Source organism: Massilia luteola, from assembly GCF_034420155.1.
Lineage (GTDB): Bacteria > Pseudomonadota > Gammaproteobacteria > Burkholderiales > Burkholderiaceae_D > Telluria > Telluria luteola.
In genome coordinates, this window is the sequence record NZ_JAXOFN010000031.1 from 59,202 (window position 1) to 70,391 (window position 11,190).

10 protein-coding genes are annotated in these 11,190 nt (G+C 65.6%); 5 read left to right on the forward strand and 5 right to left on the reverse strand.

Features of this window, described 5'->3' with window-relative positions:
- Positions 1–29 precede the first annotated feature (29 nt).
- The 3 genes from U9J41_RS24395 to fumC form a co-directional block, all read right to left on the reverse strand.
- On the reverse strand, positions 30–317 hold the full coding sequence (locus U9J41_RS24395; RefSeq protein ID WP_322404735.1) for a DUF883 domain-containing protein: 288 nt from the start codon (positions 315–317) through the stop codon (positions 30–32).
- Between the two features lie 145 nt (positions 318–462).
- A complete protein-coding gene (locus U9J41_RS24400) occupies positions 463–675 on the reverse strand; it encodes an RNA-binding S4 domain-containing protein (protein ID WP_322404736.1) in 213 nt (70 codons plus the stop codon).
- 356 nt (positions 676–1,031) lie between these two features.
- Positions 1,032–2,426, reverse strand: coding sequence for a class II fumarate hydratase (fumC, locus tag U9J41_RS24405; protein WP_322404737.1), 1,395 nt, complete (start codon positions 2,424–2,426; stop codon positions 1,032–1,034).
- A gap of 85 nt (positions 2,427–2,511) precedes the next feature.
- Between fumC and U9J41_RS24410 the strand changes: the two genes are divergently transcribed.
- Complete coding sequence (locus tag U9J41_RS24410) at positions 2,512–3,867, forward strand: FimV/HubP-related protein (RefSeq protein ID WP_322404738.1); 1,356 nt, start codon at positions 2,512–2,514, stop codon at positions 3,865–3,867.
- 472 nt (positions 3,868–4,339) lie between these two features.
- On the opposite strand, the gene U9J41_RS24415 is transcribed toward U9J41_RS24410, so the two are convergent.
- Positions 4,340–4,624 carry a flagellar protein FliT gene (locus U9J41_RS24415; RefSeq protein ID WP_258818456.1) on the reverse strand — a complete coding sequence of 95 codons (285 nt, stop codon included), beginning with the start codon at positions 4,622–4,624 and terminating at the stop codon, positions 4,340–4,342.
- A gap of 199 nt (positions 4,625–4,823) precedes the next feature.
- Between U9J41_RS24415 and U9J41_RS24420 the strand changes: the two genes are divergently transcribed.
- The 3 genes from U9J41_RS24420 (at position 4,824) to U9J41_RS24430 (ending at position 7,986) form a co-directional block, all read left to right on the forward strand.
- Entirely contained in the window at positions 4,824–6,914 is a 2,091-nt protein-coding gene (locus U9J41_RS24420) for a M13 family metallopeptidase (RefSeq protein WP_322404739.1), read from the forward strand.
- A 158-nt stretch (positions 6,915–7,072) separates the two neighbouring features.
- Positions 7,073–7,696 (forward strand): class I SAM-dependent methyltransferase, encoded by a 624-nt coding sequence (locus U9J41_RS24425; protein WP_322404746.1) that lies wholly within the window; start codon positions 7,073–7,075, stop codon positions 7,694–7,696.
- 110 nt (positions 7,697–7,806) lie between these two features.
- Entirely contained in the window at positions 7,807–7,986 is a 180-nt protein-coding gene (locus U9J41_RS24430; RefSeq protein WP_322404740.1) for a CsbD family protein, read from the forward strand.
- 183 nt (positions 7,987–8,169) lie between these two features.
- Here U9J41_RS24430 and U9J41_RS24435 read toward each other — a convergent pair whose 3' ends face one another.
- Complete coding sequence (locus tag U9J41_RS24435; protein WP_322404741.1) at positions 8,170–10,389, reverse strand: S9 family peptidase; 2,220 nt, start codon at positions 10,387–10,389, stop codon at positions 8,170–8,172.
- A gap of 385 nt (positions 10,390–10,774) precedes the next feature.
- On the opposite strand from U9J41_RS24435, the gene U9J41_RS24440 reads away from it, so the two are divergent.
- A partial coding sequence (locus tag U9J41_RS24440) for a transposase domain-containing protein (RefSeq protein ID WP_322404742.1) occupies positions 10,775–11,190 on the forward strand: 416 nt, incomplete at its 3' end.

Consider the following 11,190-nt stretch of genomic DNA (forward strand, 5'->3'; position numbering starts at 1 on the left):
GCGGCGCCTTCGAGGCGGCGCCGCGCTGTTCAGTGGTAGAAGGCGCGCAGGATGCGTGCTTCGCCGGTCGTGTCGTGGTGGAGGTCGCTCGCCGCACGCGTCGCTTCCATCATCCGGTTCAGCTGTTCCTCCTCGAAGCGGGCCAGTTCCTCGTTGGCGGTATTGAGCGCCACTGCCAGCTTGGCACGGGCGTTCTGGTACACGACACCGGTGTAGTGATCGGTATTCTTGAGCAATTCTTCCGCGTTTTCGATGACGAGACGCAGGTCGCCGATCAAGCGCTGCTGCGTCATGGAGCGTGGTTCCGGGGTTTCCATCTTCCTCACCTTTAGCCGAATGTTACGACTTCAATATAGAGAAGGGGGACTGCCCAAGTTTGTCAGCGCGCAAACGTCAACCCCTACCGTCGGGGACGGCTCGCCCGCTGCGACCCGCGGGTGCGCACGGCGCGCCTGAGCGCGATCAGCGCACGGTGATGCGGATGTCGCCCAGCGTCACCACCTGGCCCGAGCGGATCTTGGCCGTCTTGCGCAGTTCCTTCTTGCCGTCGACCGACACGTCGCCGCTCGCCACCACGTGCTTGCCGGCGCCGCCGCTGTCCACCACCCCGACCAGCTTCAGCAGCTGGTTCAGTTCGATGAACTCCGATGTCAATTCAAAAGTTGTCGTTTGCATTCTATCCTCGGTCAAAAATCAATGTCGTACTGTTGTGTTCGTTTAGACAACACCATGCTCGAAATACGTCGTGCCGGCTTAAAGTACGTCGTCCCCGCGAAGGCAGGGACCCAAGTCATGCGCCGCCGCGGTGCATGCAAATTGGATCCCCGCCTGCGCGGGGACGACGGCAGGCCACCGGCGACTACAGGACGACGGCAGGCCGCCGGCGACTACAGGACGACGGCAGACCGCCGGCGACTACAGGACGACGGCAGACCACCGGCGACTACAGGACGACGGCAGATCGCCGGCACCCACGGGACGACGACCGATCGCCGGCTCCCACGGGACGCCAGCAGCTCGCCGGCGACGCGTTATGCCGGGCTCGGCCGCGTCATCTCGATCGGCACGATCCACTGGTCGAACTGCGCCTCGTCGACGAAGCCCGAGCGCAGTGCCGCCTGACGCAGCGTGAGTCCGTCGTGCTGGGCGGTCTTGGCGATCTGGGCGGCGCGATCATACCCGATATGCGGGGCCAGCGCGGTCACCAGCATCAGCGACTGCTCCATCAGCTCGCCGATCCGCTTGCGGTTCGGTTCGATGCCCTGGGCACAATGCTCGTCGAACGACCGCATGCCGTCGGCCAGCAGGCGCGCGCTTTGCAAAAAGTTGTGGGCGATCATCGGCTTGAACACGTTCAGCTCGAAGTTGCCCTGGGACCCGCCGACGGTGAGCGCGACGTCGTTGCCGAACACCTGGCAACACAGCATCGTCAGCGCCTCGCACTGCGTGGGGTTCACCTTGCCCGGCATGATGGAGCTGCCCGGTTCGTTTTCCGGAATCGTGAGCTCGCCCAGGCCCGAACGGGGACCGGACGCCATCCACCGCACATCGTTGGCGATCTTCATGAGCGCCGTGGCCAGCGTCTTGAAGGCGCCGTGCGCCAGCACCATCGCGTCGTGGCCGGCCAGTGCCATGAACTTGTTCGGCGCGGACTTGAATTGCAGGCCGGTACGCGACGAGATCTCGGCCGCGATGCGGTTGGCGAATTCCGGATGCGCGTTCAGGCCCGTGCCGACCGCCGTGCCGCCGGCGGCCAGCAGCAGCAGGCCGGGGAGGGCGTTCTTGATCGCATGCTCGGAAAATTCCAGCTGCGCCACGTAGCCGGAGAATTCCTGGCCGAGCGTGAGCGGCGTCGCATCCTGCAGGTGGGTGCGGCCGATCTTGACGATGTCGACGAAGTCGCGCGCCTTCACTTCCAGCGTGCCGCGCAGCTTGGCCAGCGCCGGCAGCACGGCCTTGGCGACGGCCTGCGCGGCCGCCACGTGCATCGCGGTAGGGAACATGTCGTTCGACGACTGTCCCATGTTGACGTGGTCGTTCGGGTGCAGCAGGCGCGCTTCGCCGCGCTCGCCGCCCAGCAGTTCCGAGGCGCGGTTGGCGAGCACCTCGTTCATGTTCATATTGCTCTGCGTGCCGGAGCCGGTCTGCCAGACGGACAGCGGGAATTCGGACGGATGGCGGCCTTCCAGCACTTCGTCGGCGGCGCGGATGATGGCGTCGGCCTTGTCCTGCGGTAGCTTGCCGAGCGAGCGGTTGACGGCGGCCGCCGCGCGCTTCACCTGCGCCAGGGCGGCGACCAGCTCGGGCGGCATCGTTTCGCTCGAAATGTGGAAATGGTGCAGCGAGCGCTGGGTCTGCGCGCCCCACAGGCGATCGTTCGGTACGTCGATCGGGCCAAAGCTGTCTTTTTCAGTCCGGTTTTCCATGGAGGCGTCCTGTTGGTTTGACAATGGATTAAAGAGTGTACCGCAATGACCGTTAACAACGCTGAAGCCCTTAATTTTCCACGCCATGGCCCGCCGTTCCCGCCTTTTCCTCGCCAGCCTCGCCCTTGCCGCGTTCGTTCCTGCCCATGCGGCCGAGCTGGGCGATCCGCGCGTGGCCTCCCATATCGGGCAGCCCCTCGTGGCCGACGTCGAACTGACGATGCTCGAGGATCCCGCCACGCCCGTGCGCGTGCGCGTGGCCAGTCCGGAGGTCTACGACGGCGCCGGCATCGCCATGCCGCCCGTGCTGTCCAGCCTGAACCTGTCCGTGATGCGGCGCGACGGCCGCCAATTCCTGCACGTGACGTCGCTGCGTCCGGTCGGCGCGGACCACGTGCACCTGTACCTGGAACTCGTCGACAAGGGCGACCGCGCCGTGCGCCTGGCCACGCTGTGGCTGACGCCCGATCCGAATCCCGCGCCAGCGCCAGCGCCCGCGCGCGTGGCCGGCCCGGTCGTCGTTCCGGAACCTGCGGCTGTGCCCGTGCTTGCGAGCAAGGCCGGTCCGGTTGCCGTTCCCGAGCCTGCTGCTGTGCCCGCGCGCAAGGGCGCCGTTCACGCGTCCGCGCCGCTGCCGGTGTCGGATGCCGTCCTGCTCGCCCAGGTGGAGCGGGCACGGGCCGCGGCCGGGGCCGAAGCGCCGCCGCGGCCCGCGCACATCCCGGCGCGGCGGCCGTATCCGGCACCCGTCGCCACGGCACCTGTCGCCAGGGCGCCCGCGCTGCCGGTCGCGCACCAGGACGCCCATCCGCAGGCCTGCGCGATCCCGTCCGGAGAGGCCCAGGCCTGCGCGGCCCTCGGCGCGAAGAACGACGAGTTGCGGTCCCGGCTCGGCCAGGTCGAGGACCGGATGAAGAAATTGCAGGTGTCGCTGGGCGTTTCCGGCGCAGCCCAGCCGCCGGCGGGGCCGGAGACCAAAACGGCGCCGGCCGGGGCCGTGCCCGCCGCTGCAGCCCAGGCCGCGTCAGCCCCGGTCGCAGCAGTCCCGGTCGCGCCAGCGCCCGCCAAGGATGACGCGGTTGCCGCCGCACGCGAACAGCCGAAGCCTATCGTGCCGGCCGGCCCGCGCCCCATCCATTCGATCAAGCCGCTCATGCCGCACAAGTCCAAGGCGCCGCCCCCGGACGAGGGTTTGCCGTGGGGCTGGATCGGCGCCGCCATCGGCGTGCTGGCATTGGCGCTGGGCGGGGCGGGCGCGTTCGTCGTCTTGCGCCGGCGCAGGGCCGGCGGCGTGGCGCCCGCCGCGGCCGAGGCCCCGGGCGCCGCGCCGCCTGGCGTCATCGACAAGCTCAAGGCACGCTTTGCCGCACGCACCCGGGCGCCGCAGGCGGAGGCGCCGGAACGCCGGGCGAACGAGCCCGCCGAGCCGACGCTCGAGTGAACCGGCCCGTGTTCAAAATCTTCGTGCGAGTCGTCTACACAAGTCCGATTTTTGCGTTATACTGCGTTTCGATGATGTTTTGATCACAGATCAGGAGATCATAAAAACGGCTCAGGGTCCGCCGCAGCCACCACCGATGGCGTGGCGCGGGGTTGGACGATCGCTGACGAAGTGCCTGAGTCCGGAAGCGGTTCGCCTGCCGACAGTGGCAGGTGGACGCCGGAGGCAACCGGCAAGAGGCGACGCCAGGGGATGCCTGGTGCTCGCTCTCCCCCAATTCTGGCCCGCGCAGACGACCGACGTCGCTGCGCGGGTTTTTCGTTTGGCGGTGGCGTTGCCGGGCGCGTGGGGCCCATGCCCGGATTGGCGCTGCCGTGGCGTGTCGCCCGATCGGGCGATTTGTTGCTTGTCTAGAAAGCAAAAAGCCCCTTGGACCGCGGTCGAAGGGGCTCTGGAGCGGGAGGCGGGTGGATCAGTGGGCCGGGCTCAGGGCGCGGTCCAGCTGGCCCATCCAGGGCTCGGTGATGTCGCGCACGGCGCGGTCGTTGGCCATGATCTGCTTGAGCAGGTCGATCTTGCGCTTGCGCTCGACGCCGGCCAACGGCGGCACGCCGCTTTTCGCCGCGCTGGCCTGCAGGGCGCACTGGGTTTCCAGGCGGGCGAGTCCGTCCCAATCCCCTTCGCGCGCCGCCACGGCCATGCGGCTGCTCAGTGCGGCGATGTTTTCATACATGGCGAGGACTTCGTTGGACGTCATGACTGCGCTCCACTATCGGGACAACCACCGGCCGGATTACCGGTTGTCTGCCTTTTACGGCAGGGTTTTGGAGAACTTTAGGGTTTTCGAAAGATTTTTTTGAAATTTTTTTCGGGACGGCGCGTTATAGTGCTCGCCGGCGCGTGCCGCTCCGCCGCTGCGCGCCGACGAGACCAATGAACTCTAGAAAAGGGACACCATGAACATCAGCTGGACACCGATCAAGACCGCCATCGTCGTTGCGTTCGCAATGACGATGGCCGGCACCGCGCTCGTTACCACAAGCGCGAGAGCATCCGGGCAGACTCCGCCCGCGGCCGCAGGGGCCGGGACCACCGCCGGGACACCCCAGGCCGCCTTGCGGCCAGGCGATGATTTCTTTACCTGGGCCAACAAGGACTGGCTCGCCAAGACCGCCATCCCCGAGGACCGCAGCCGCTGGGGCGCGATGGACAACCTGGCGGAAGACACGAACCAGCGCATCGTCAAGCTGATCGAAGGCGTGGGCGACGACAAGAAAGCCGGTCCGGAGGCGCGCAAGGTCGCCGACTACTACAACGCCTACATGGACGAGGCCGCAATCGAGGCGCGCGGCGCGGCGCCCCTGAAGCCGGCGCTGGCGCAGATCGCCGCCATCAAGGACAAGGCCGGCCTCGTGCGCGTGCTGGGCGCGTCCGTGCGCGCGGACGTCGATCCGCTGAACAATACGCACTTTGCCACCGAAAACATCTTCGGCCTGTGGGTGGCGCCCGGCCTGCACGACCCGGCGCACAACTGGCCGTATCTGCTGCAGGGCGGGCTGGGCATGCCGGACCGCGCCTATTATCTGGACAACAACGAACGCATGGCCGGCCTGCGCACGCAGTACCAGAAGCACATCGCCGCCATGCTGAAACTGGCCGGCTATGCGACGACGGATGCGGACGCCGACGCGCGCGCCGCGAAGATATTCGCGCTCGAGGTCGACATCGCCAACGCCCACGGCACCCGCGCCGACTCGGCCGACGTGCTGAAAGCCGACAACACGTGGACCCGCAAGGACTTCGCCGCCAACGCCCCGGGCCTGGACTGGGATGCGTTCTTCAAGGCCGCGCGCCTTGCCGATCAGGACAAGTTCACCGTCTGGCATCCGTCCGCCGTAAAAGGCGAGGCGGCGCTCGTCGGCAAGACCGACCTGGCCACGTGGAAGGATTATCTTGCCTTCCACACCATCAACCGCATGGCCAACGTCTTGCCCAAGGCGTTCGTGGAGCAGCGGTTCGCGTTCTACGGCAAGGCACTGTCCGGCACGCCGCAGCAATCCGCGCGCTGGAAACGGGCGCTGGGCGCGACGAACGAGGCGCTGGACGAGGCCGTCGGCAAGCTCTATGTGGCGAAATATTTTCCGGCCGACAATAAGGCGCAGCTGCAGCGGATGGTCGCCAACATCGTGACGGCGTTCGGCAAGCGCATCGACAAGCTCGACTGGATGGCGCCCGCCACCCGCGCCCAGGCCAAGGAAAAACTCAGGACGCTGTACGTGGGCGTCGGCTATCCGGACAAGTGGAAATCGTATGCCGGTCTCAAGGTCGAACCGAAGGATGCGTTCGGCAACGCGCTGCGCGCCGACGCCTTCCACACGGACCAGGAACTGGCGAAACTGCACGCGAAGCCGGACCGCACGGCGTGGTCGATGCCGCCGCAGCTCGTCAACGCCGTCAACCTGCCGCTGCAGAACGCGCTGAACTTCCCGGCCGCGATCCTGCAGCCGCCGTTCTTCGATCCGAAGGCGCCGGACGCCGTCAACTACGGCGCGATCGGCGCCATCATCGGCCACGAGATCAGCCACAGCTTCGACGACCAGGGCTCCCAGTTCGACGCCCAGGGCCGCCTGCGCGACTGGTGGACGAAGCAGGACATGGAGCACTTCAAGGCCGCGTCGCACAAGCTCGTCGAGCAGTACAACGCGTACAAGCCTTACCCCGACCTCGCCGTCAACGGCCAGCTGACCCTGTCCGAAAACCTGGCGGACCTGGCCGGCCTGGAAGCGTCGTACGATGCCTACCGCGCCGCCGCCGGCAAGAACGCGACCGAAGAAACCGACCGCCAGTTCTTCACCGGCTATGCGCAGAGCTGGCGCACGAAGGCGCGCGAGGCGGCCGAGCGGCGCGGCATCCTGACGGACGGCCACGCGCCGCCGCAATACCGCACGGCCACGGTGCGCAACCTGGACGCGTGGTACAAGGCGTTCGACGTGCAGCCGGGCCAGGCGCTGTACCTGCCGCCGGACGAGCGCGTGCGCGTCTGGTAAGCGTCCAGCCGAAGGGACGCCGTATGTCCCGCGGGTAAGCTGCGCCGGCCGGAAAGATGCCCGGACTAGAATGGTTCGGGCATCTTTCATCGCGGTTATTGCTTATGAAGCAGCATTATCTCGACGTCGACCGGCGCGTCGTTCATCACTTTCTGCATATGATCGAAGACGACTACGAAGACATCACCCGCCGCACGCTGCACCATTACGACGACAATGCGCGCCGTTTCTTTGCCGGCACGATCGACCACGACGTCAGCCAGAACATCGACGCGCTGCTGGCGGCGATCGACGCGCCGGCACCGTACGCGATCCTCGACTTCGGCTGCGGCCCCGGCCGCGACCTCAAGACGTTCGCGGCACTCGGCCACCGCGCCGTCGGCCTGGACGGCAGCGAGCAATTCGTGGCGATGGCGCACGACTACAGCGGCTGCGAAGTGTGGCACCAGAATTTCATCGACCTGCATCTGCCGGACGCGGCGTTCGACGGCGTGTTTGCCAACGCGTCGCTGTTCCACGTGCCGCGCGAGCTGTTGCCGAAAGTGTTGAGCGAGCTGTACGCGACCTTGAAGCCGGGCGGTGTGCTGTTCAGCTCGAATCCGCGCGGCCATAACGAAGAGGGCTGGAACGGCCCACGCTACGGCAGCTTCCACGATTACCCGGCCTGGGAGCGGTATGTCGTCGCGGCCGGCTTCGTGCCGTTGCGCCATTATTATCGGCCGGAAGGCGTGCCGCGCGAGCAGCAGCCCTGGCTGGCCAGCGTCTGGCGCAAGCCTATTTGACGGATGTTCTTTTGTTAGTTTGCGTACAGAATGAAGATCGGCATCCAATTATTCTGAATGCATCCCGCTTGATTCAGCAAGCGGTCTTACTCACCAAGGAGGATTCCGACATGAACGACGACCAAATCAAAGGCAAGGCCAAGGACATCGGCGGCAAGGTTCAGGAAGAAGTCGGCAAGGCTGTCGGCAGCAGCGAGCAGCAAGCCAAGGGGCTGTCCAAGCAAGTCGAAGGCAAGGTGCAGGAAAAGGCCGGCGATCTGCGCGACGCGATCGACAAGGGCAATCGCTGACACGCAGGTATCGCGCGCAGAGGGTGGGCGAAGGTCGCCCACCGTACGGCGCCGCGGCACGCACAAGGTGGGCACCCTGTGCCCACGAAGAACAGCCGCCGCGTGCGGCTGTTTTTACGGCCGCGTTCAACCCGTGCATGCACACGTGGACGGACAACCCGTCCACCCGACAAATACCACCCGTTATTTCGGCTCGTTCCCGCCCAGGTGCTTCTTGAAGAACGCCTCGATCAAGCCATACACATGTCGCTGCCCCGCACGCGACGAAATGCCGTGCTTGGCGCCCGGATACGTCATCAGCTCGAACTGCACGTTGCGGTTGACGAGCGCGTCGATCAGGCGCGTCGTGTTCGTGAACAGCACGTTGTCGTCGGCCATGCCGTGCACCAGCAGCAGCGGCGATTTCAGGCCGTCCAGGTGCGCGAACACGCCGCTGCGCTCGTACGCGGCCGGGTCCGACTGCGGCGTCGCGCCCACGAATTGCTCCGTGTAGTGCGTGTCGTACAGCGACCAGTCCGTCACCGGCGCCACGGCCACGCCCATCGCGATCTTGTCCGACCCAGCTTCCAGCAGGCGCAAGGTCATGAAACCGCCATAGCTCCAACCGAACACGCCCACGCGCTTCGGATCGACGAAACTCTGCTTGGCGAGCCAGTCGATGCCCGTTAGCTGGTCCTCGACTTCGTGCGCGCCGAGGTTGCCGTAGATGACGTCGGTGAACGCGCGTTCACGGCGCGACGAGCCGCGGTTGTCCAGCACGAACACGACGAAGCCCTGTTGCGCCATGTACTGGTTGAACAGGCTGCCCCACTGGCGCGTCACGCGTTGCGAGTGCGGGCCGCCGTACGTGAACAGGAAGACCGGATAGCGCTTGGCCGCATCGAAATGGGCCGGCTTGATCATCGAGTAGTACATCGTCTGGCCATCGTGCGCCTGGATGGTCCCGTATTCCGTCGGCAAATGATCCTTCACGTAGGGGGCATACGGGTGGGACGCGTTCAGCTCGTTATGCTCGAGCCACTCGACCATGGCGCCGTCGGCGCGGTGGATCGACACTTGCGGCGGCGTGTTCGGATCGGAGAAGGTGTCGACGAAAATCTTGCCGTTGCGGGCAAACACGTCCTCATGCCAGCCGTCCTGCTTCGTCAGCCGCACGGGCCGGTTCGCATTGCTGCCGTCCAGGTTCAGCGCGTACGCCTGCTTGTCGATGACGGCGTCCTTGTTCGATGCGATATACACCTTGCCGGCCTGCTCGTCGACGGCGAGGATGTTGTCGACGCCCCATTCGCCGCTCGAGATCGGATGCAGCAGCTTGCCGGACATATCGTACAAATACAGGTGCTTGCGGCCGCTGCGCTCGGACGCCCAGATGAACGCATTCCTGTGACTGAGGAAACGCAGGTCGTCGTGGATGCTGACCCAGGTTGTCGACGTTTCGCTCAAGAGCGGGCGCTGGGCCAGCGTGACGGCATCGACGGCGACGAGGTCGAGGCGCTTCTGGTCGCGCGACTGGCGCTGGTAGACGAGCGTCCTGCCGTCCGCGCTCCAGTCGGCGCGCACGAGGTAGATGTCCTTTTCGGGGCCGAGGTCGACCTGCTTCTGCGCGCCCGTCGCCGGGTTCACGATCATCAGGTCGATCAGCACGTTCTTCGCGCCCGCGGCCGGGTAGCGCTGGTCGATGACTTCGGTGCGGTCGGCGAAGATCTCGAAGCGGCGCGCGACGGGCACCTGCGCTTCGTCGTAGCGGCGGTAGGCGATGGCGGAATCGTCCGGTGCCCAGTAATAGCCCGTCTGCTGGTCCATCTCTTCCTGCGCGACGAATTCCGCTTCGCCATTGTGCACGGTGCCCTTGCCGTCCGTCGTCAGCTGGCGCTCCTGGCCCGTCGCCAGGTCGATGACGAACAGGTTCTGGTCGCGCACGTACGAGACGTAGCGGCCTTTCGGCGAAATCTTCGGGTCGCCGACGTTGCCCGTGGCAACCTTGCGCGCGGCGTCCGGGTGGTTCACGTCGACGAGGTACAGGTCGCCCGCGATCGGGACCAGCAGCTGCTTGCCGTCGGGCGACCAGCTATAGCTCAGGATGCCGGACAGGCTGGCCGTGCGGGCGCGCTCGCGCCGCGCCTTCTCTTCCAGCGACAGGTTTTCGTTCGGGACCAATTGCTTGGAGTCGACCAGGCGGTGCGTGGTCTTGTCCTTCATGTTGAATTCCCACAGGTCCAGCTGGAACTGGTTGTCGGAGCGTCCGCGCAGGAAGGTCACGCGTTCGCCGTCGGGCGAGACGCGCAGGCTGCGGACGCCTGGACCGGACAGCGCCGGGTCGGCGTGGATACGGTCCAGCGTCAGCCGTTCCGCATGTGCGGGAACGGCCGACAATGCGGCTAAAAGGCAGAGAAGAGGGCGCATGGAATCTCTTGGATAAAGAATGGAAAATTTATTTCGTGCAACGGCGGAACGATACCAGAGTCGTTCCTGAAAAGCTGCAAATACGTCCCCGCGCGAGGCCCGCGCGATGCGATGGCGAATTGTCAAAGATGGATGGATCGTAATGTTTGCATTCGACGCCATCGCATATGATCTTGTCGTCGGCGCCCCAATGCCGACAATAGGATGAAACTCTCTCCTAGGGTTACGCCGATGGATTCCCCGTCCATCGGCTTTTTTTTGCCTGAATTTTGCCTGAAAGATCGTGCCCAAAACCGGGCTCTGACCCTAATACCGTTAAGTTAAGCGGCAAGTTCAGCAACGATCGCTTGTAAACGAGGCCGCGGGCTGTTAACCTGCGGCCTTCATGTTATCTGAATCCCTACCACTTGTTACTGTCGACTTGGCAGCCCCTGACTGGAGGCGGCTGGGCGAGCATCTTCCCGCCGAGTGGATCGAGGCGGCACTGAACTATTCTGGCAAGGCCAGCATCCGCCAGCGGCGTTTGCCCGCGCAGCAGGTAGTATGGCTGGTGATTGCGCTGGCCTTGTACCGACACCGGTCAGTACGTCAAGTGTTGGCGGAACTGGACTTGGCTTTACCGGACCTGGAGGACCGCTGTGTGACCGATAGCGCCGCAACCCAGGCGCGGCAGCGGCTTGGCGAGGAGCCGCTGGCCTGGTTGTTCGCCGCCTCGGCCCGGCGCTGGCACCAGCAGGATGAGCAGCGGTATCAGTTCAAGGGCCTGCAACTTCTTGCCATGGACGGGACCACACTCAAGCT

Coding starts and splice junctions, on each gene's coding strand:
- U9J41_RS24395 (WP_322404735.1), bottom strand. CDS start 317: ATGGAAACCCCGGAACCACGCTCCATGACGCAGCAGCGCTTGATCGGC.
- U9J41_RS24400 (WP_322404736.1), bottom strand. CDS start 675: ATGCAAACGACAACTTTTGAATTGACATCGGAGTTCATCGAACTGAAC.
- fumC (WP_322404737.1), bottom strand. CDS start 2,426: ATGGAAAACCGGACTGAAAAAGACAGCTTTGGCCCGATCGACGTACCG.
- U9J41_RS24410 (WP_322404738.1), top strand. CDS start 2,512: ATGGCCCGCCGTTCCCGCCTTTTCCTCGCCAGCCTCGCCCTTGCCGCG.
- U9J41_RS24415 (WP_258818456.1), bottom strand. CDS start 4,624: ATGACGTCCAACGAAGTCCTCGCCATGTATGAAAACATCGCCGCACTG.
- U9J41_RS24420 (WP_322404739.1), top strand. CDS start 4,824: ATGAACATCAGCTGGACACCGATCAAGACCGCCATCGTCGTTGCGTTC.
- U9J41_RS24425 (WP_322404746.1), top strand. CDS start 7,073: ATGATCGAAGACGACTACGAAGACATCACCCGCCGCACGCTGCACCAT.
- U9J41_RS24430 (WP_322404740.1), top strand. CDS start 7,807: ATGAACGACGACCAAATCAAAGGCAAGGCCAAGGACATCGGCGGCAAG.
- U9J41_RS24435 (WP_322404741.1), bottom strand. CDS start 10,389: ATGCGCCCTCTTCTCTGCCTTTTAGCCGCATTGTCGGCCGTTCCCGCA.